A 20544-nucleotide genomic window follows, 5' to 3' on the forward strand; every position below is an offset into this window, starting at 1 on the left:
CTTATTTTGGTAAGAATTCATTTGTAAAAGCTTCTTCTGGCTTAAATTTACCTTCTAATAATTTATTTTCAGCTAAAAAATCTGCATAGTTTTTCCAAACCGTTAACTTTTGCTCACCCCAACGATTTGCATCGTCTTTATATTTAGATGCTAACCACTCTTGGCTTTTTTCTACTAATTTTTTATCTAGATCTGGATTATCTTTAAGTAAAATCGCTGCAGCTTCCTTCGGGTTATCAATCGCAAAGTTATATCCTTTGGATGCAGCGGCAACAAACGCTTTTACTACTTTTGGGTTTTTACTAATCATTTTTTCGTTTGTAGCTAATACTGGCGTATAGTAATCTAGTTTTTTACTATAATCTGTTAAATAAATCATATTTAACTTCTCTCCACGAAGCTCAGCTTCAATACCTGTCCATCCTTGATAAATCCAAGCAAAGTCGATATCTCTTTTTACAGCTGTAAAGAAATCAGCATCGCCCATATTAACGATATTTAACTTATTAACATTCGCATGTTCTTCTGACATAAGTGATTTTAAAACGGCTTTTTCAACCGGTGAACCCCATCCACCATATGTTTTACCAACGAAATCTTTTGGAGACTTAATTTCTTTTTTCGCAGGCGATGCAAAACCAGAAGTATTATGTTGAATAACTGCTGCAATTGAAACAAGTGGTACATTTTGAACTCTAGCCTGTGTAATTGACTCTTGATAAGAAACGCCAAAATCCGCTTTACCTGAAGCAACTAATTGATCTGCTCCTGTTTCTCCTGGACTGATAATATCTACATCAAGTCCTTGTTCCTTAAAATATCCTTTTTCTTTCGCAACAAATAGCCCCGTATGATTTGTATTTGGTGTCCAATCTAGTACGACAGTCACCTTTTTTAATTGCTTGCCCTTTCCACTAGTCGCGGTTTTACTTTGACCACACCCAGTTAACATTAAACAAATAGCTACTAAAAAAACTACTAATCTTTTCATTTACTAATACTCCCTTTTGTTTTTGGTTTATACAAAAAGAAAACGCCCGGATAATAACCCGGGCGTTAATGCGCTGTAAAAAACATATCTAAAAGGAGATACTGTTCCCTACGCTGGCATCACCCAGATCAGGTTCTAAGAGTCAACATCTTAAGGATGTTATCTCAGCCAGCAACACTGGCACCTCCACATTTTTCTCATATAAACTTTTCATCATAAATATAACAGATAATGATTGAATTTACGAACTATTTTTAACTTGCGCTTAATTGTTTTAATAGTCTGTTAATACAAGCTATTTAACGATAAGATTTTTTCATACTTTAAATGAGATTATTAAACAAAAATATCATTTCTTATAGTAAAATCTTACTTGAATATCGAATATACTACATCATCAAATTATGATTAAAATGAGGGGATTTTTTGAATAAACCAATCGGAGTCATAGACTCAGGAGTTGGGGGCTTAACAGTTGCCAAACAAATTATAAGACAATTACCTAAGGAAGATATAGTATACCTAGGCGATACTGCTAGATGTCCATATGGATCACGACCATATGAGGAAATCAGGGAATTCACTTGGGAAATGACTAATTTTCTTTTAGAAAAAGACATAAAAATGTTAGTCATCGCCTGCAATACTGCCACTTCAGTAGTATTAAGTGAAATGAGAGAAAAACTTCAAATCCCAGTAATAGGTGTTGTGCACCCTGGTGCCAGAGCTGCTCTAAAATTATCACAAAATGATCAGATTGGTGTAATTGGCACTAACGCTACTATTAATAGCAAAGCCTATCATTCCGCACTAAAACGAATTAATGAAAAAGTAATAATTGAAGGCTTGGCTTGCCCAGAATTTGCCGGAATCGTTGAAAACGGCGATTACAATAAACCAGAAATTTTTGAAATCGTTAGAAATACTCTTTCACCGCTATTAGATTCAAAAATTGATACATTAATACTAGGTTGTACCCATTACCCTTTATTAAGCCCAATCATCCAAAAGTTGATGGGACCTTCTATTCAGCTCATCAGCTCAGGCGATGAAACTGCATTAGAAGTAAGTGCAATACTCGATCAACAAAATATTTTATCTAATTCCGAAAACACTATACATGAATTTTATACAACTGGAGATCCAATCGTTTTTAGTAAAATAGCTTCCTCTTTGTTCCAAGAGCCTTTGGAAAATGTAAAACATATAAAACTATAAGAGTTCTAAATTGAACTCAATAAAAAAGAAAACCAACAAAGTATACATTTGTTGGTTTTTGTATTTTTAAATTGCAAAGGCTCATCAATTTAATAAAATTTATTCTTTTGTATTACTTGAAAAATAATCTTTCAACATCGCATTATTCTTTACAATATCATCTAATGTATATTGATCTAATACTTGTAAAAATTGATCCAATGCGTTATTAAATATATGTTTTAAAGAACAAACAGGCGTAATAACACAAGTACCGCCATGCTCAAAACATTCTACAATATTAAAGTCTTCTTCGGTTTTACGGATTATTTCTCCTATATTTATTTCCGCTGGCAATTTAGCTAAACGAATTCCACCATTTCTGCCACGTATAGTCTCGATATAGCCCATCTTACCTAAATTATAGATTATTTTCATTAAATGGTTTTTAGATATACCATAGGCTTCAGCGATGTCTTTTATATTAACTAATTTTTCACGCGGTTCAGAGGATAGAAATATTAGTACACGAAGAGAGTAATCCGAATAAGTTGTTAAACGCATAACTTGTCCTCACTAATTTATTTTGATTAATCATAGCATAATTGTGAACATTTTTTAAACTTTTATGTAATTTTTCGAAAAAAGTTCAAAAAGATGTATTTAACATATTGCTTTAACCGATATCAAGGACTAAGATAAAGATGTATTTATTATATTACTTTAAAATGTATATAGGGGGATTTACCATGCTTTCTCAAAAAACAATCGATATTATTAAATCAACAGTTCCTGTTTTAGAAGTGTCAGGTACAGAAATCACTTCCGTATTCTATAAAAATTTATTTACAAATCATCCTGAATTATTAAACGTATTCAATCATACGAATCAGCAAAAAGGTAGACAACAAACCGCTCTTGCTAATACTGTTTTAGCTGCAGCTCAAAATATTGATAAACTAGAAACGATTATACCTGTTGTAAAACAAATAGCACAAAAACACCGTAGTCTTTTAGTTAAAGCTGAGCATTATCCAATCGTTGGGCAACACTTACTTGGTGCAATTAAAGAAGTACTTGGTGATGCTGCAACTGAAGAAATACTTGGTGCTTGGGGCGAAGCTTATGGAATTATAGCTCAAGTGTTTATTGATATTGAAAAGGAAATGTATAATGAAGCTGCCACTCAAGAAGGTGGTTGGTCAGAATTTAAAGAGTTTACAGTGATCAATAAAGTAGAAGAAAGTGATGTAATTACATCATTCTACTTAAAACCTAAAGATGGATCTTCAGTTCCTACTTTCCTATCAGGACAATATATTACTGTTCGTTCACAAATTCCAGGTGAAGAGTACTTATCAAATAGACAATATAGTTTATCTGATTCGCCTGGTAAAGAATACTTTAGAATTTCAGTTAAAAGAGAAGCTGAAGAAAATCAACCTTTAGGTAAATTCTCAAATTATCTACACAATCAAGTTAATGTTGGTGATTCATTAGAACTTACTGCTCCAGCTGGAGACTTCACAATAAACACTGAAAATGCTTCAGATGTTGTTTTCCTTAGCGGAGGAGTTGGAATTACGCCATTAATTAGCATGGCTAAATCAATTGCAACCAGTCAACCAAATCGTCAAGTTAGCTTCATTAGCGCTTCAAGAAACGGAAAATTACAAGCATTTGAAAATGAACTAAACGAATTAAAAAAACAATTAGCAAATTACAATTTAACATTTGTTTACGAGAACCCTTCTGAGGAAGACCTTAAAAATAACAACTTTAAAAAGCAAGGTTATATTGATACAGAATGGTTAAAAAACAATATGAAATCAAACAATGCAGATTATTATGTATGTGGTCCAGTACCATTCTTAAAATCGATTATTACAAGCTTAAAAGAATTAGGCATCAAGGATACTCAAATTCATTATGAATTCTTTGGTCCATCAATGAGCTTGGACACTGAACCAAAAAGCCAAGTAACTCAAGGCTAATATTTAAAAAGGGATGCTCAAAAGCTTGAGCATCCCTTTTTACCTGCGTTCTAACACGATAGCAACTCTTTTTAAAATCGTAGGAATCGTAAAACTACCAAAGAATGCGATTAAATCACTTGAGTAGTATTTTTTTAGCGATCCATATACTAAGCCACTAATCATCATATCGTACAAAAAGAATCGACCGAAATCACGTTTCGTTATAACCATAAAGACGATTGGTGCATTTCTTGTTGTAAGAATAAGCCCACCTTCTTCTATGAAAATTAATCATTTAACAAAAATGAAAACTACTATTTTATTTACGTGGTAAATACCAATAATATTTTTCAATCTCTTCTTTTAATTTTTTCATTCCCATTTTTTCTAAAACTCTAATTGAGGCATAATTGTAAACAGAACAAATAGCGATTATTTTTGTTACATTCGCTTTTTGTAGTCCCCACTTGCAAAAAGCCTTGCCCATTTCAGTAGCATAACCTTTCCCCTGATAATTAGGCGCAATACTATAGCCGATTTCCATTACCCCATTTTCGTCAGGACCGCCTTTAAATCCCATGTCTCCAATAATTAAATTATCTTTTTTATGGATGATCATTCCTTCATACTCTTCTTCTTTAGGATGCGTTTGAAAACGTGAAATTTTATAAGGAAATAGATTTTTATATACCGGAATTGGCCATCCACTGGCAAATGGATAATTCTGCTTTTCGATTTCTAATTCATTTTCACCATTTAAAACAGAAACCATAGCGTCTGCTGTAAAGGTCATTAATATTAAATTTTTAGTTTCAGTGATTAACATTGAATTACTCCTGTTTACTTGATTTTATTGATTACGGACTACTGCTTTCCTTTAAAAAATACCCTAGAAATTACTAATCCAATTAGACCAAGCAAAATAAATAAACCAGCTCTTACTAATAATGTAATATTTGGTAAATCTATTAAAACAAGTTTCCCTAATGTGAGTAATAATAAACCTAAACCAATATAAGTCCACACTTTAAACTTTTTAAGGTTTCCTAGAATCATAGCTACTATCGAAAGCAAGATCCAACTTATATTAATTGATAGCCGAATTGTATTATCAGACTGATTTAGCATAATTATTTGTATAATCTGAGTTACAAATGCAATGAGAATAATTGTAATTACTAATGAACCACTTATTAAAGTAGACTGCTTTTCTTCTCCATTCTTATAAGTCAAAATGACAATCGCAATAAGGGCAATGATTAATACAAACCAATTCATTGTTTCAAATGACCATAAAGATTCGATTGGAACGGTTAAAATAGATATTCCTACCGGTATGAACGTCATGCCAGCTATGATTAACTTAAGCAAATCACGATACCTTATATAGAATAAATAAGTGAGTAATGCCTGAATAATTAATACCATCTCTAATAAATCACCTGATATGCTGTCTAAACAAAAGAATGCAAAAGCTAAAACAAAATTCGTTGAAAATGCAAAGAAAAGATCTGATTTCTTCTTATATAAAATACTTAACAATAAATATGCTACACAAAATAAAACCAATATTGTTGTTCTTGTCTGATCTTCATAAGCGCTAAAAACCCATCCTATTGTTAAAATAAAACTAGTGTGAAGTATTAATATTTGTTTTCTAATTGAAACCTTAGATAGTAACAATAAAACTAGCAAACTAATATGTTGTACGATTATACTAATTGCGAAATAATTAAAACCATTCATACTCAAATTAAATAGAGCCACAATTAAGTAAGATAAATGTAGTAAAATAACCGATGACAAATAGATAAATTTATACTTCTTAACTGTCGCATAAAACATGAAGCATAAATAAATTGCTGTTTCGTAGATTGAAAAAAATAAATAGTTTGGTGAACTACTTTTAACTAAGTAAGGTACGAATACAGCCCCTAATATACTGATCATTCCAATTACTTCTGATTTGTATTTATCCATTGAATAAAACCCAACGCCTACCCAAACAATTAATAATGTTAATGCTAGTGTTGAACCAATCATTTGATATAAATGATGCATAGCAAACGTCGTTAAAAACAGTACTGGCAATACACCACCTATTAACGATTGACCAAGTGTTACACGTTTTTTAATCATTTGTCTATTTCCATACCAGTATAAAGCGATTGCAATAATAAATCCTATTCCAACTTTAGCGTACTTATTTAAAACACCATAATCCGATGCTGCCTTAAATCCCCACATTACCCCAAGAATAAAAATAAAGATAAAAAATCTTGGTAACCATTTTTGAAAAATAAGTGCCTCGTAATCAACCTGTTCAATTTCGACTCTTTTTTCAGGCTGCTTATATACCGGTGATTTTTGTGTTTTAGGACTACTTACTTTATGTTGATTTACTTGTTTAGCCATATTTGAAGATTCTTTTGAATGTAAGAGAAATTCAATTTGTTTCTTCATTTCTTTAACTTCTTCTTCAAGTTTTTCTACTTTTGTTTGTAGATCTTGATTCGAGTTATCCACTGCGCACCACCTCTTATCATAATTATGAATTTAATTTCAACTAAATAACTTAAAAGACATACATCATATAAGTTCAATATTTTTAAAACAAATCCTATTAAAAAATCCTAATTTTGCAAATTTCGTCATATTTCCCAGAAAATAAGATGACTTACTCAATCTCATACTTATTATCGGACATGAAAAAAAATCCTCTATTATAAAAATAGAGGATTTAGTGAATTAAAACATAATTCTTTCTAGTTTTTGTTGCTTAACCATTTCTAAGAAGCTTTCAAATGATTGAGTACCAATATCTCCTTCGCCACGTTTGCGAATAGCTACTGCATTGTTTTCAACTTCTTGATCACCAACTACTAACATATATGGTAGTTTTTGAAGTTGTGCTTCACGGATTTTGTATCCAATTTTTTCACCACGTAAGTCAGCTTCTACACGGATACCTGCAGCTTTTAATTGATCAGCAAGTTTTTGTGCATATTCATTGTGTACACTTGAAATTGGTAATACAGCTACTTGAACTGGTGCTAACCATAATGGGAATGCTCCAGCAAAATGCTCAGTTAAGATTCCTAGGAAACGGTCAATTGAACCATAGATTGCACGGTGGATAACAACTGGACGTTCTTTTTGGTTATCTTCATTAACATAAGTTAAATCAAATTTCTCAGGCATTTGGAAATCTAACTGAATTGTAGCACATTGCCAGCTACGCTTTAATGCATCTTGAATATGGAAGTCGATTTTCGGACCATAGAATGCACCATCGCCTGGGTTTAATTTAAAGTCTAAGTTCTCAGATTTTAGAACATTTTCTAAAGCTTGCTCTGCTGAGTTCCATAACTCTTCTGATCCCATTGAATCTTCTGGACGAGTTGATAATTCTACTTTGTAAGTGAATCCGAATACGCCATAAATTTCTTTAATTAAGTTAATTACTTCAATAATTTCGCCTTCAATTTGGTCTGGACGACAGAAGATATGTGCATCATCTTGAGTGAAAGTACGAACACGCATCATACCATTTAAAGCACCAGAATATTCATGGCGGTGAACTTGACCGTTTTCACACATACGAACTGGTAGATCACGGTAAGAATGTAATTTATTTTTATAAACTAACATATGACCTGGGCAGTTCATCGGTTTTAACGCAAACTTAGTTTCATCTACTTCAGTAAAGTACATATTTTCATGATAGTGGTGCCAGTGACCTGATTGCTCCCATAATCTTTGATTCATAATGAACGGTGTACGAACTTCTTTATAATCTTTTGAAGTTTGTAATCCGCGCTCATATTGCTCTAATTCATTACGGATAATTGTACCTTTTGGTAAGAAGAATGGCATACCAGGTGCTTCTTCAGAGAACATGAATAATTCAAGCTCTTTACCTAATTTACGGTGATCACGTTTTTTAGCTTCTTCTAATAAATGTAAATGCTCTTCTAATTCTTTCTTGCTTGGGAAAGCAGTACCATAAACTCGTTGTAGCATTTTATTATTAGCATCGCCTCTCCAATACGCACCAGCAACTGATAATAACTTAATTGCTTTTACACGGCCAGTTGTTGGAACATGTGGTCCACGGCAAAGGTCTACGAATTCACCTTGAGTATACATTGAAATAACAGCATCTTCAGGTAAATCACGGATTAACTCTAATTTAAATTCATCATCTAACTCAGTAAAGAATTTAATCGCTTCTTCACGGCTAACTTCTGAACGAGTAATTGGTAAATTTTCTTTAATAATTTTTTCCATTTCTTTTTCAATTTTCGGTAGATCTTCTACTTTAATTGAAACCGGCAGATCAATATCATAATAGAAACCATCTGCAGTTACAGGACCAACGCCAAATGCAGCTTTTTGATCTTTGTATAAACGTTTTACTGCTTGAGCTAAAATATGCGCTGAACTATGACGCATCATTTCTACGCCATCTTGATCATCTTGTGTAATGATTTGAACTTCGCAGTCTTCAGTAATAGCTGTATTTAAATCAACTAATTTTCCATTAATTTTTCCACCAAGTGCTTTTTTCTTTAAGCTAATGGAGATTGAACCCGCGAAATCTTCAACTGTTGTATTTTGTTCCACCTCGCGAATTGATCCATCTGGTAATTTAATTGAAATCATTTAAGTTCACTCCTTTTTCATATTAATTTTGACAATAAAAAAAGAGCACACTCGTAGGGACGAATGTGCTCGTGGTTCCACCCTAATTTAATGTACACAAAAATAAGTATACAAAATCTCAACGTTTTAACGGTCTACACCGATAGTAGTTACTTGTAATAAAATTACGTTCCCCACTATAGCTACAAGGTGGTAAGTCATTCAACGTATAGAGAATTCTCGCACCAAATGAATTCCTCTCTTACTATCGTCTTGAACGCTCATGTCCTTGATCATTGCTTATCCTTATTCTTATAAAAGTATTATATAGAATGTCTTTAAATACTTCAAGTACTCAAATTAATTTAATTGTTTTATCATCGTATGCCATCTTTAAACAGTATGTGATAAATTCACTTAGTTTAAACACTAACAGGATTTTTTAATTCACTTAAAAATTTTTCTTTCCAGTCATTCTTCCATTTTTCACTTCGTCCTGTATGACGATTTATATTTACTAAAGCATTTCGACCAGTAAAACAAATTTCACCATTAGAATTAATTCCCATATAGTGGAGATCAATAGATGAGTTTCCAACGTTAGCAATTTTTACATATACATCTATTTTTTCACCAAAAAATACTTGTTGTAAGAAATCACATTGTAAGTCAGCAACAACTGGTATAATCTCACTATGATTTGCCACCCATTCTTGCATAAGTCCTAAGTACTTCAAATATTCTATACGTGCTTCTTCAAAATAAACAAACGGCACTGTATTATTCATATGTCCAAACAGATCCGTCTCACTAAATCGAACTGTTATTGTAATATTAAAAGTAAATTCAGATTGCCATTCTTTTAAATTTGAAACGTAATCCATTTTCCCCATGCTGTCCGCCCCCTAACTTTCTATATTATAACACTATCCGATTTAAAAGAATGAATATTCATTCAATATTTAGGGGGGCAGGGTTAAGATGAATTCTTATCCCCTCTTACAACTATCTTAAAAATTTTGGTGGATATAATTTCCATATTTATACGTAATTCGTTTAAAATGATTGTTTCGCATCCAAGCATCTACCCTTTTCTCAAAAAGTTCCCCACCATAAATTGGATATCTTTCGGAAACGGCATTTTTTTCGTTATAAATTTTATTTTTAAAATCCTTCGTCCTAATAAAGTAACATTGATCTGAAAAACCGTGACCGATATAAAAATTTACATCTTCATCGATTGATTCCTGTATCGCTTCAATTATATTTCCATTCCAAATAGGATTCGCCACTTTAATTCTCTCATCCGCTTGAAATTTTAAAATAGATGATTCAATCCAATTAAATGGCCTTTCTAAAATTGAATCACTAGAAAAGTGCAACAAATATTCTGTATTGCAAAGATAAATACTGACTAGTTCAGAGATTGAATAATAATAACCTCCTTTAAAGCTATCCTTATCAATCTCAAAAAAATTTAGAGCCTCTCTTGAAAAATCTTCAACGACTACATAAGATGTTAAAACATCTCTTGCAACAAGTATGTCCGCATACCTACTAACTTCATTTACATTTTCAACATTATTTATATAAAGTATTTTTTCTTTAAATTGAAATTGATTATAATCAATCATCTTTTCTAACCGATCCGTTTTTAGAAGTATTCTCCAATCTTTTTCGTAACACTTCGTTTCAAAAGTTACTTGATTAGGTTGCACTTAATTCACCTCCACAAAAGAGAACAGTCCTAAAGAAGGAATAGGAAAAAATCTTAAGATTCTTATACCTGCCTTTTAACTATTGATATGATTTCGAAATGGAGTTTATTAGAACTATTTTTAGAGCAAAGGCTCTATTAATTTAAAATGTTGATTTTTAAACAAAAAAAGGGGCTGTCAGTTTAGACAGCCTTAGAGTTTCTTTTTTTTGTTACAAACCTTACTCGAATTAGTTTAATCTCATCAAGTTGTTTAGTTACTGCTTTTTTTAAAATCCTTTAGTTTATGATTTTCTCCATATAATTCGTATAGATGTTCAAGATGTTTCAATCCCCAATTTCTCATAGATACCAACACTGGTATTAAACCCTGACCGTATTCAGTCATTGAGTATTCAACCTTTGGAGGCACTTGTTGATACACTCTACGATTGATGATGTCATGATATTCTAATTCTCTTAATTGAGAAGTTAACATTTTTTTAGTGATTTCTGGAATAGCCCGTTGAAGTTCACTAAAGCGTAATTTTTCGTTGATCATAAGGTGAAATAGGATAACTGGCTTCCATTTACCTACTATGATATCTAGTGCAACCTCAATGTCTCCCGCACAATTATTATTCATATCCTAATCTCTCCTCTATAGAAATGTGTATGAAAGTCACTTATACCGCATGGTTTCACAAAGGTGACTATGTTTACTTATTGTGCCTTCTTTCAAAAATATAAACTAGGTATTATTATAGCTTTAGTGGTCGGATTGATACAAAAAAGGCTTTTGAAGTTTCAAATATATAAAATTAAAAAGGCAAATGAAAGGGAGAGAATGGAATGAACATGAATAATCAACGTATCGTTATCATCGGAGGCAGTTCGGGCATTGGCTTGGAAACTGCAAAGCTTTTCGTTGAGGGAGGAGCACAAGTCATAATTGGAAGCCGGTCCAACCAAAAACTGTCACAGGCCAAAATGGAGCTGGGCGAAAAGGTGAAAGCATATGCGGTAGATATGACCGATGAAGAGAGTGTCAAAGCATTCTTTGATCAGATCGGCCCGTTTGACCATCTTGTTTTGACAGCGGCACAGGGAGCAGGCGGGATGTTCCTCGATTTGCCCGTACCTGAGGCGCAGTCAGCATTTGAAAGCAAATTCTGGGGGCAATACCGCGCCGCAAAATATGGTGCGGCATCTATCAGGGAGGGAGGCACCTTAACCTTTTTCTCAGGCGCACTGTCTCAAAAGCCGCTGCCCGGCAGGTCTACACAATCGGCTATTAACAGCGCAGTGGAATCCTTGGCGCGGGCGCTTGCGATTGAACTCAGTCCAGTCCGCGTGAACACTATCTCGCCGGGAACCGTCGATACCCCGGCATACGGCCATATGGATGAAAAGGTGCGCCGAGACTATTACGAACAAGTTGCCTCACGTTTGCCTGCAAAGAACATCGGAAGACCTCGCGATATCGCGGAGGCCGTGAAATTTGTTGTCACAAACCAGTTCATGACAGGAAGCACGATTGAAATTAACGGCGGTCATCCGCTTGTGTGATGAAAGGACCATTCTCTGTATACCAGAGAATTGTTTTTTCTAAAGGAGAGTATAACTTTTTCTTATTGATATCTAGCTCTCACGGCCTGCTCCTTTGGCAGAAAAAAAGGAGAGCCATGTCCGCTTTTCTTAAAAGGTAAGAGAGTATACATTTTCACATGAATAACGAAAAAGCCCAACCTTTCTGTAAATTTACGGAGAAGTTGGGCTTTTTAGTATTGGTATTTCCTTATCGTTGTAAATCTGCATTTTTTTGTGATCTTATGTAACGAACGCATTGCGTTAGTTGAATTTCATGAGTAGAAAAAACGATAATAAAGGGCAACAATATAATTAACTATAATAATAAAGGAATAGATTTTTCCAATAAATACAAAACACCCTTTTTCTTTTCGCAGGACAATTAAGTAGCCAATACACATTATTAGATTAATAATAAACAAAGGGGCCACTACTAATTTTGATGATAGTTCTGGTATGCTCATTCCCATAAATTTGTCAGTCACATATGTTCCCCCTAATTTATATCTAATAATAGCATAATTTAATCATTTCTTATTCAATTAGACTGCCATTTAGCTGCATAAAAAACGATCCTTCTTTATCGAAGAATCGCTTGCGTTAGTTGTGCAATAATATATTATTTTGTTCTTAATGGTACCTTGTCATCAACATAAACCAGCGTACCGTCAGTACTTATTAATTCAATATAAACTTGATTACTATCTCTCAATTTCTTTTGATAATCAGATATCTTAAAACTAAACGGAATCGTTATTACTTCATCATTTGATTTTGTGTTTTTAGAAAATAAATCAGCTATTTTAATAGGAAAATCTGATCCATCACCATCGTTACTACCACTTAATGCAAGAATTAAGCCCTGATCAAGCGAAGTGTATTTTGCAATGGTTATTTTTCCTTCGATTTTTTCATCCCAGTTGTATTTCTTTTTAGTTAAAATAATATTTCTAGGATATGAAGCTAAGTACTGCTGGATAAACTGTTTTTGCAATTTTTGACTAATATAAAATGTAGATTGTTTACCATCATATCGGCTCGTTTCGTGTTCGAATGTCCAACCATATTCCATAAAAGTTAGCTTTACTTTGTATGTATTCGATTTTCTTTCATTGTAAATTTCTTTCTTATTTTCTAACAATAAATCTAGCATCCATCCGTAATCTGCACTTTTTAGTTCTACTGGATTACCTAAACGTTTGTCATTACTGTTCACTCGAATTGATTCAATAAAAAAATCAGGATCATTTTCTTTAACATACTTTAGGTTTAGCTTTTTAATAGAAATTTGATCCCTCTCGTTATCTGGTATATTGCACTTAACCAGTAATAAACAGGATAAAAGGAACAAAGTAATTAATATGATAATCTTCTTTAAATGTGATGTCTTTTTCAAAAAAAATTTACCTCAATTCATTTAAATAACTACTTTTATTATATCATTCCTTATGCTACTAAACTGCCATCTACTTCAAGAGAAAAACGAGCTGCAAGCAACTCGTAACCTTCAACTAACACATGCGTTTGTTACATATCAATGACTTACCTAATGAGACACAACTCTACTTTCCATAATTCAAGAGTTCTTTCAATTCTTTTGAAAGTTCTTTGTTCAACATGGCATAACTTTGTTTATTATTGTCACCAATCAATACAGCCTTGTTGATATCACTGTGGAACCATATATCATACTCGTAGAGCCTTTCAGGCATGTTTTTATCTTCTTCATAGAACAATGTTGCTTTAATGTCTGCTATTCGTTTTCTTTTTACTGCAACGTTTTCTTCCCATGTAATTTTACTGAAAATACGCTCAATTTTTTCAAGTTTCTTTTTATCTGTTACTATTTCTGGATCCGAATATGTTCCGTTTGTACTCATTTGTATGTATTCAATTCTCGTTAAATTCTTAAGTTTGTTACTACACCCCAATACAGTGCTTACGAGTAAAATTAATATAAAAGCTACTAAACACCATTTCCTCATAATATCACTCCAGACTCTCATCATGATTAAATTATAAATTTCGATTTTGGAATTTGAAAATTGGTTTGATGGTGTGTAGATAATTTCTGCAATACATCATCACTACGATATTCGAAATACTCATATCAAATTCCTTCCTCTCAATCGGTCAAAATTATGTTTCACGTTGCCTAAACTTCAATTCCTTATGCAACTAAACTGCCGTTTTGTTCAATAAAAAACGAGCCACTTTTGTGACTCGTGATCTTCAACTATTGTATGCGTTAGTTGCATAAGATCCTTTGAATGAAATGAAGTTATTTTGGTTCAATCTTTTTTCGATTTTTAAATTACCTACAATCCATAATTGAGAAAGCACAAGACCCAATAAAAAATTATCCACTAAACTATAATTTATTTAAAAACAGATTTTTCACAATCAAAATAATAGAAAATATGATAAGCAAAATAAAGCCGACTAATGATATGTAATCAGTGATCGTAACTAAAAATTCTCCAAATGTGTGTCCACCATACCCGCCAGGGAAAATACCAAGTTTAGCGTAGCCAAAAATGGGTGAATTTAACAAAGCAAGTATAGCACTTCCAATAATGCAATATAGATAATTCACATTTTTCCTCATTTAACAAATCTCCTTAACTTTTATTAAATAATCCAAAGAAAAACATCGTATATAAGCCACTCATTACTTATTCTATTAATATTTGTCCAATTCCTTGTTCAACTAACTTGCCACTTAGCTACAAAAAAACGATCCTTCGTTATTGAAGAATCGCATGCGTTAGTTACATAAGATAGTATCTATTCAGCCCTTTTTGAAAAATTTTATAACACTTACTACTATGGCGATCAGAAATACAATAATACTATTAATTAATAAAGAGGGCCCAACTAGATTTAATCCGAAAAAGAATCCAAAAGCATCATTAAGAAGTTTCATAGCAATGAATCCATCAAGAATCGCTAAAACTCCCGCAGAAATAAGTATGATAAATGCAGAGAAGTATATGTTTTTTGTTTTTCGATAGTAAAAAAATGCTACTAAATTTACAGATAATATGGAAATTATCAGCATTAACATAAGAATTAGTTTCGACATGTAATCCTCCCTGTTCACATAATTTTTATTATCGATTAGCAAATTCCAATTATATATATATCCATATTTTACCATATGAGTTAAGGTGATTATTTAAGAATTATCTTTAGTAACACAAAAAAAGACCGCCGACGAAGCAGTCGTTTGTTATGCAAATAAAGAATTGCACCCATATGTTTATTACTAGCCTCTATAGGTGTTAACTTTTTAATCGTTAATAGAAGAAGTATATAAGAATGTAACTTTTCCTCCTAGCATGTAGTAATATTCCATTAATTGAATTGTCCTATTTCTTATTCTATCTTTGCTTGCAATCACCATGTTCACTTGTCCTTGAGTTCCAAGTTCATTAGAAAATGTTTTTTGCACAAATGCGGATTCTTTTAAATGATTCTGTAACCAACCTTTTTGTGATTCAATTAATAATTCTTTTTGAGTTGGATCTAGTTTTTGTAAAAGTTTTTGGTAAACTTCATTTAATTCTTTATCCCAAATACTGGAGTATTTTGCTTCTAATTGTATCCATCCAGTTGTTGAAAACTCTTTTGATTTTTGGAAATCATCAAGTTCTTTCTGATAATCTCGGTCAATTGGATTTGATTGTATAAGTTTCGAAAATTCACCAGATACGTCAAATGTTCCATATAAATTATTATTCTCCGATTGCTCATTTGAGTTTTTATCATCTTGTTTTATCGTAGTAGCTCCATTTGTTTCATCAGTTTTTGTTTTTTTTATTACTGTGTTATTGGATGTTTCTGCACTACATCCTGAAACAACCGTTATTAATGAAATTATTAATAAGGTTTTTAATTTCATTCTCTATTCTCCTCATATTCTATTTTGGTAGGAAAATATCATATTGTTAATCAAGACAATTATCCCTTTATAAGCATTATCAGTAACTTGGGGGAAGTTGCTCTTTTTTATATTGAATTTTAGACATTACTTATTCCACTGCCATTTTGTTGAATAGAAAAGCCGCATTTAAGCAGATTGTGTTCTTCACCTATTGCATGATTTTGTTGAATATGAAGTTATTTTTCCCGTATACTTTTTTTCAGTTCTGCCATATGCACATTTAATAAATTACGCAACTCACGCACTTCATTTTTTGTAGTAATTACCATATAAAGTAACCAGAGCAAAAATCCAATTATTAACAGAACGTAAAAGGAACTTATTGTCATATTTTCAACCCCACAAAATCTAAAGTGTAATATATAGTAAATTATTCTAATTTAGAGATGAATAGTACTTTCCTTATGTAACTAATCTGCCAGTTAGTACAATAAGAAAATCAACACACTACTTTAAAATAGCCAAAGCAAAAAAAAGCATGTTCATAAGAACATGCTTTTTTAGAAAATTAAATTTCATCGCTTCCAAAGAAGTCTTTGAAAGATTGAATTGTAGTTGCACGGTTTAACGCTGCAATTGAAGTTGTTAAAGGAATACCTTTTGGACAAGATTGTACGCAGTTTTGTGAGTTACCACAGTTTGAAAGTCCACCGTCTCCCATGATTGCGTGTAAACGTTCTTCCTTATTCATTTCTCCAGTTGGATGAGCGTTAAATAAACGAACTTGTGAAAGTGGTGCAGGTCCAATAAAGTTCGATTTACTATTAACGTTTGGACAAGCTTCTAAACATACTCCACAAGTCATACATTTTGATAATTCGTAAGCCCATTGACGTTTTCTTTCTGGCATTCTTGGTCCAGGACCTAAGTCATGCGTTCCATCAATTGGAATCCATGCTTTAACGCGTTTTAAAGAGTCGAACATACGACTACGATCAACTTGTAAGTCACGTACTACAGGGAATGTGCTCATTGGCTCTAGACGAATTGGTTGTTCCAATTTATCAATAAGTGCAGAACATGATTGTCTTGGTTTACCATTGATAACCATTGAACATGCTCCACAAACTTCTTCAAGACAGTTCATATCCCAAGAAATTGCAGTCGTTTCTTTCCCATTTGAGTTAACTGGGTTTTTACGAATTTCCATTAATGCCGAGATTACGTTCATATTCGGACGATAAGGGACAGTAAATGTTTCTTCATATGGTGCAGTATTTGGTGAATCTTGACGTTTAACGATTACCGTAATTGTCTTTTCAGCAGTCATTGTTCCATTATGCATTTGCTTTGTCCTCCTTCTTCTTAGAATAATCACGTTTTCTTGGTTCAATTAATGAAGTATCAACATCTTCGTAATGGAATAATGGTGAATTTGTCTTCTCATCAAATTTAGCCATTGTAGTTTTTAAGAAATCCTCATCATTACGGTCTGGGAATTCTGGTTTATAGTGAGCTCCACGGCTTTCATTACGGTTATATGCACCTAAAGTAATAACACGTGATAAGTGAAGCATGTTTTCAAGTTGACGAGTAAATGAAGCACCTTGGTTACTCCATTTAGCTGTATCATTGATATTAATGTTTTGATAACGCTCATAAAGCTCTTGAATTTTTTCATCAGTTTTTAATAAGCGATCATTGAATCGAACTACAGTAACGTTGTCTGTCATCCATTCTCCAAGTTCCTTATGAAGAAGGTATGCATTTTCTTTACCGTCCATTTTATAAATGCGATTCATTTTTTCTTTTTCTTCATTAGCATTTGCTTCATATACAGAAGATGAAATATCATCTGAAGATTTCGCTAAACCATTTACATATCTTACAGCATTTGGCCCAGCAACCATTCCTCCATAAATAGCAGAAAGTAATGAGTTAGCTCCTAAACGGTTTGCTCCGTGCATTGAGTAATCACACTCACCAGCTGCAAATAATCCAGGAATTGTAGTCATTTGGTCATAATCAACCCATAATCCACCCATTGAGTAGTGTACTGCTGGGAAAATTTTCATTGGAACTTTTTTCGGATCATCACCTGTGAATTTTTCATAAATCTCGATAATTCCACCAAGTTTTACATCAAGTTCATGTGGATCTTTATGTGAAAGATCTAAATACACCATGTTTTCGCCATTGATACCAAGTTTGTGGTCAACACATACAGAGAAAATTTCACGTGTAGCGATGTCCCTTGGTACAAGGTTACCATATGCAGGATATTTCTCTTCTAAGAAATACCATGGTTTACCATCTTTATAAGTCCATACTCGTCCACCTTCACCACGAGCACTTTCACTCATTAAACGGTTTTTATCATCTCCAGGAATAGCAGTTGGATGGATTTGAATAAATTCACCATTTGAGTAAATCGCACCTTGGCGATATACAGCTGCAGCAGCTGAACCAGTATTGATAATTGAGTTTGTAGTTTTACCAAAGATAATTCCAGGGCCACCAGATGCCATAATTACAGCATCCGCAGGGAAACTTACAATTTCCATAGATGTTAAGTTTTGTCCAACGATTCCTCGACAAACGCCTTCATCATCAACAGCAACTCTTAAAAATTCCCAGCCTTCATACTTTTGAACAAGACCTTCAGATTCGTAACGACGAACTTGCTCATCTAATGCGTATAATAATTGTTGCCCAGTCGTAGCACCAGCAAATGCTGTACGGTGATGTTGCGTTCCACCGAAACGACGGAAGTCTAATAATCCTTCAGGCGTACGGTTGAACATTACACCCATACGGTCCATCATATGAATGATACCAGGTGCTGCTTCTGCCATCGCTTTTACTGGTGGTTGGTTTGCTAAGAAATCCCCACCATAAATTGTATCATCAAAGTGCTCCCATGGAGAGTCACCTTCACCTTTTGTATTAACAGCCCCATTAATTCCACCTTGAGCACATACAGAATGTGAACGTTTTACAGGAACTAATGAGAATAAATCTACTTTTGTACCAGCTTCAGCGGCTTTAATTGTTGCCATAAGACCAGCTAGTCCGCCACCGACGATAATTATTTTCCCACTCATGACTATATCTCTCCTTACAAGTTCGCTAGTGTTGGATCAATGAATGCAAAGATAGCACGTAACCCAACGAATGTTAATAAAACGAAAACACCTAATGTAACATATGTTGAAATACGTTGTGATCTAGGTGTTACAGTGATTCCCCAAGATACGAAGAACGACCATAATCCATTAGCAAAGTGGAAAATTGTTGAAATTACACCTACTATATAGAAAACTAACATAAATTTTGAAGTGAAAATATCAGCCATCATATTATAGTCAACTGTTGCTCCCATTTGAGCAGCAATACGTGTTTGCCACACGTGCCAAGTAATAAAAATTAGTGTAATTACGCCAGAAATACGTTGGAATAAATATAACCAGTTACGTAAATATCCATAATTTTTAACATTGCTAGTACCTGTGAATGCGATGTAAAGTCCATAAACCGCATGGTATAAAATTGGTAAGAAAATTACAAAAATTTCTAAAAAATAGCGGAATGGTAAATTCGCCATAAATTCTGCAGCTTTGTTGAATGATGATGCTCCATTTGTCGCAAAATGATTGACAACTAAGTGCTGTGTTAAAAAGATTCCAACTGGTATAACTCCTAGCAATGAATGAAGTTTTCTAAAGAAAAACTCCCTTCCATTCTTGTTGCTCATGTAAACCCCTGCCCCCTTTAGTTTGTGCACATGAAAATTTAATTCTTCTATTATTCTTAAAAAATAATAAAAAGTATTACTGCATAAAAAGTCGAAATTTTTATGACATTTATCTACAAACCATTTTACTCCTGATAATATAGCAGGTCAAGAAAACGCGTACATTTTTCTTTACTGAAAAAACTTCTCATTTAGTTTGTTTATCTGTACTGTATAGAGCCTTCCAATTATTACTATCAACGTTTCCAAATATTGTTTTTCTTATTGAATTTTGTATATAATAAAAACATGTTTTTTTAGGAAGAGGAGTTGTTATCCGACCATGACGAACGACATTGAAATTGAAGATATAAATATTCCGGGAAATATTTCTGGTTTTGGCTATGAACTTATACGCGATGATCTATTAAACAATTTACTAGGAAAAGATCAAAATGATATTTTATATTGGGCGGGTAAAATGATTGCCAGAAAATATCCTTTAGCGACATTTGAAGAAATTATCGAGTTCTTTGAAAGAGCAGGATGGGGTACTCTTACTGTTGAAGAAGAAAAGAAGCAAGAAGTTCATTTAACATTATCGTCTGATTTAATTACATACAGAAATGAGCATAAAAAGAACGTTTCTTACCAATTAGAAGCAGGATTTCTAGCGATGCAAATTGAACAGCAAATAGACGTTATTGCTGAAACATATGAAGAACAAAGTAAAAGAGGCCACAAAGTAAAATTCCAAGTAAAATGGGATTTAAAAGATCCAATTACAAAAAGATAAAAATAACCACAAGGCATTTTTCCTTGTGGTTACTT

At 33.0% G+C, this 20544-nt stretch carries 21 protein-coding genes and 1 riboswitch; of the genes, 4 read left to right on the forward strand and 17 right to left on the reverse strand.

The window, feature by feature from the left end:
* Position 1: 1 nt before the first annotated feature.
* Positions 2-991, reverse strand: a complete 990-nt coding sequence (locus CN692_RS16555) for an ABC transporter substrate-binding protein (RefSeq protein ID WP_098120276.1) — start codon at positions 989-991, stop codon at positions 2-4.
* An 88-nt stretch (positions 992-1079) separates the two neighbouring features.
* Positions 1080-1189: riboswitch (TPP riboswitch) on the reverse strand.
* 228 nt (positions 1190-1417) lie between these two features.
* Here CN692_RS16555 and racE point away from each other — a divergent pair.
* Positions 1418-2209: a glutamate racemase gene (gene racE, locus CN692_RS16560; protein WP_098120277.1), complete on the forward strand. Its 792-nt coding sequence runs from the start codon at positions 1418-1420 to the stop codon at positions 2207-2209.
* A 99-nt stretch (positions 2210-2308) separates the two neighbouring features.
* On the opposite strand, the gene CN692_RS16565 is transcribed toward racE, so the two are convergent.
* Complete coding sequence (locus CN692_RS16565; protein ID WP_098120278.1) at positions 2309-2752, reverse strand: RrF2 family transcriptional regulator; 444 nt, start codon at positions 2750-2752, stop codon at positions 2309-2311.
* 185 nt (positions 2753-2937) lie between these two features.
* Here CN692_RS16565 and hmpA point away from each other — a divergent pair, with 185 nt between their 5' ends.
* The gene (gene hmpA, locus CN692_RS16570) at positions 2938-4182 is read left to right on the forward strand and encodes an NO-inducible flavohemoprotein (protein ID WP_098120279.1); all 1245 of its coding nucleotides are present in this window, start codon (positions 2938-2940) and stop codon (positions 4180-4182) included.
* A gap of 301 nt (positions 4183-4483) precedes the next feature.
* Here hmpA and CN692_RS16575 read toward each other — a convergent pair whose 3' ends face one another.
* The 6 genes from CN692_RS16575 to CN692_RS16600 all read right to left on the reverse strand — a co-directional run bounded on the left by CN692_RS16575 (position 4484) and on the right by CN692_RS16600 (position 11150).
* Entirely contained in the window at positions 4484-4990 is a 507-nt protein-coding gene (locus CN692_RS16575; protein ID WP_098120280.1) for a GNAT family N-acetyltransferase, read from the reverse strand.
* Positions 4991-5028: 38 nt separating this feature from the next.
* Positions 5029-6690 (reverse strand): DUF2339 domain-containing protein, encoded by a 1662-nt coding sequence (locus CN692_RS16580; RefSeq protein ID WP_098120281.1) that lies wholly within the window; start codon positions 6688-6690, stop codon positions 5029-5031.
* Positions 6691-6912: 222 nt separating this feature from the next.
* A complete protein-coding gene (gene thrS / locus CN692_RS16585; RefSeq protein WP_098120282.1) occupies positions 6913-8829 on the reverse strand; it encodes a threonine--tRNA ligase in 1917 nt (638 codons plus the stop codon).
* 401 nt (positions 8830-9230) lie between these two features.
* Entirely contained in the window at positions 9231-9701 is a 471-nt protein-coding gene (locus CN692_RS16590; protein ID WP_098120283.1) for an acyl-CoA thioesterase, read from the reverse strand.
* A 117-nt stretch (positions 9702-9818) separates the two neighbouring features.
* Positions 9819-10526, reverse strand: coding sequence for a hypothetical protein (locus CN692_RS16595; protein ID WP_098120284.1), 708 nt, complete (start codon positions 10524-10526; stop codon positions 9819-9821).
* Between the two features lie 252 nt (positions 10527-10778).
* Positions 10779-11150, reverse strand: a complete 372-nt coding sequence (locus CN692_RS16600) for a winged helix-turn-helix transcriptional regulator (RefSeq protein WP_098120285.1) — start codon at positions 11148-11150, stop codon at positions 10779-10781.
* A gap of 206 nt (positions 11151-11356) precedes the next feature.
* Between CN692_RS16600 and CN692_RS16605 the strand changes: the two genes are divergently transcribed.
* Positions 11357-12073: an SDR family oxidoreductase gene (locus CN692_RS16605; protein ID WP_098120286.1), complete on the forward strand. Its 717-nt coding sequence runs from the start codon at positions 11357-11359 to the stop codon at positions 12071-12073.
* Between the two features lie 293 nt (positions 12074-12366).
* Here CN692_RS16605 and CN692_RS16610 read toward each other — a convergent pair whose 3' ends face one another.
* From CN692_RS16610 to CN692_RS16650, 9 genes are all read right to left on the reverse strand, one after another.
* Entirely contained in the window at positions 12367-12579 is a 213-nt protein-coding gene (locus tag CN692_RS16610; protein ID WP_098120287.1) for a hypothetical protein, read from the reverse strand.
* 134 nt (positions 12580-12713) lie between these two features.
* Positions 12714-13490, reverse strand: a complete 777-nt coding sequence (locus tag CN692_RS16615) for a hypothetical protein (RefSeq protein ID WP_098120288.1) — start codon at positions 13488-13490, stop codon at positions 12714-12716.
* 166 nt (positions 13491-13656) lie between these two features.
* A complete protein-coding gene (locus CN692_RS16620) occupies positions 13657-14079 on the reverse strand; it encodes a hypothetical protein (protein WP_098120289.1) in 423 nt (140 codons plus the stop codon).
* A 386-nt stretch (positions 14080-14465) separates the two neighbouring features.
* Positions 14466-14702 carry a hypothetical protein gene (locus CN692_RS16625; RefSeq protein ID WP_098120290.1) on the reverse strand — a complete coding sequence of 79 codons (237 nt, stop codon included), beginning with the start codon at positions 14700-14702 and terminating at the stop codon, positions 14466-14468.
* 183 nt (positions 14703-14885) lie between these two features.
* The gene (locus CN692_RS16630) at positions 14886-15179 is read right to left on the reverse strand and encodes a 3-isopropylmalate dehydrogenase (protein WP_098120291.1); all 294 of its coding nucleotides are present in this window, start codon (positions 15177-15179) and stop codon (positions 14886-14888) included.
* Between the two features lie 207 nt (positions 15180-15386).
* Positions 15387-15998 carry a lysozyme inhibitor LprI family protein gene (locus CN692_RS16635; protein WP_098120292.1) on the reverse strand — a complete coding sequence of 204 codons (612 nt, stop codon included), beginning with the start codon at positions 15996-15998 and terminating at the stop codon, positions 15387-15389.
* A gap of 550 nt (positions 15999-16548) precedes the next feature.
* Positions 16549-17310: a succinate dehydrogenase iron-sulfur subunit gene (gene sdhB, locus CN692_RS16640; protein WP_056473098.1), complete on the reverse strand. Its 762-nt coding sequence runs from the start codon at positions 17308-17310 to the stop codon at positions 16549-16551.
* A gap of 7 nt (positions 17311-17317) precedes the next feature.
* A complete protein-coding gene (gene sdhA / locus CN692_RS16645) occupies positions 17318-19084 on the reverse strand; it encodes a succinate dehydrogenase flavoprotein subunit (protein WP_098120293.1) in 1767 nt (588 codons plus the stop codon).
* A 14-nt stretch (positions 19085-19098) separates the two neighbouring features.
* Positions 19099-19734 (reverse strand): succinate dehydrogenase cytochrome b558 subunit, encoded by a 636-nt coding sequence (locus CN692_RS16650; RefSeq protein ID WP_098120294.1) that lies wholly within the window; start codon positions 19732-19734, stop codon positions 19099-19101.
* A gap of 322 nt (positions 19735-20056) precedes the next feature.
* Here CN692_RS16650 and CN692_RS16655 point away from each other — a divergent pair, with 322 nt between their 5' ends.
* Positions 20057-20509 (forward strand): YslB family protein, encoded by a 453-nt coding sequence (locus CN692_RS16655; protein WP_098120295.1) that lies wholly within the window; start codon positions 20057-20059, stop codon positions 20507-20509.
* The last annotated feature ends 35 nt before the right edge of the window (positions 20510-20544 follow it).

Source organism: Bacillus sp. AFS002410, assembly GCF_002556365.1.
In the GTDB taxonomy this organism is placed as follows: Bacteria; Bacillota; Bacilli; order Bacillales; family Bacillaceae_G; genus Gottfriedia.

Excerpts from the sequence above, each read along its gene's own strand:
- CN692_RS16555 (WP_098120276.1), bottom strand. The coding sequence starts at position 991 with ATGAAAAGATTAGTAGTTTTTTTAGTAGCTATTTGTTTAATGTTAACT.
- CN692_RS16565 (WP_098120278.1), bottom strand. The coding sequence starts at position 2,752 with ATGCGTTTAACAACTTATTCGGATTACTCTCTTCGTGTACTAATATTT.
- hmpA (WP_098120279.1), top strand. The coding sequence starts at position 2,938 with ATGCTTTCTCAAAAAACAATCGATATTATTAAATCAACAGTTCCTGTT.
- CN692_RS16575 (WP_098120280.1), bottom strand. The coding sequence starts at position 4,990 with ATGTTAATCACTGAAACTAAAAATTTAATATTAATGACCTTTACAGCA.
- thrS (WP_098120282.1), bottom strand. The coding sequence starts at position 8,829 with ATGATTTCAATTAAATTACCAGATGGATCAATTCGCGAGGTGGAACAA.
- CN692_RS16590 (WP_098120283.1), bottom strand. The coding sequence starts at position 9,701 with ATGGGGAAAATGGATTACGTTTCAAATTTAAAAGAATGGCAATCTGAA.
- CN692_RS16600 (WP_098120285.1), bottom strand. The coding sequence starts at position 11,150 with ATGAATAATAATTGTGCGGGAGACATTGAGGTTGCACTAGATATCATA.
- CN692_RS16605 (WP_098120286.1), top strand. The coding sequence starts at position 11,357 with ATGAACATGAATAATCAACGTATCGTTATCATCGGAGGCAGTTCGGGC.
- CN692_RS16620 (WP_098120289.1), bottom strand. The coding sequence starts at position 14,079 with ATGAGGAAATGGTGTTTAGTAGCTTTTATATTAATTTTACTCGTAAGC.
- CN692_RS16625 (WP_098120290.1), bottom strand. The coding sequence starts at position 14,702 with ATGAGGAAAAATGTGAATTATCTATATTGCATTATTGGAAGTGCTATA.
- CN692_RS16630 (WP_098120291.1), bottom strand. The coding sequence starts at position 15,179 with ATGTCGAAACTAATTCTTATGTTAATGCTGATAATTTCCATATTATCT.
- CN692_RS16635 (WP_098120292.1), bottom strand. The coding sequence starts at position 15,998 with ATGAAATTAAAAACCTTATTAATAATTTCATTAATAACGGTTGTTTCA.
- sdhB (WP_056473098.1), bottom strand. The coding sequence starts at position 17,310 with ATGACTGCTGAAAAGACAATTACGGTAATCGTTAAACGTCAAGATTCA.
- sdhA (WP_098120293.1), bottom strand. The coding sequence starts at position 19,084 with ATGAGTGGGAAAATAATTATCGTCGGTGGCGGACTAGCTGGTCTTATG.
- CN692_RS16650 (WP_098120294.1), bottom strand. The coding sequence starts at position 19,734 with ATGAGCAACAAGAATGGAAGGGAGTTTTTCTTTAGAAAACTTCATTCA.
- CN692_RS16655 (WP_098120295.1), top strand. The coding sequence starts at position 20,057 with ATGACGAACGACATTGAAATTGAAGATATAAATATTCCGGGAAATATT.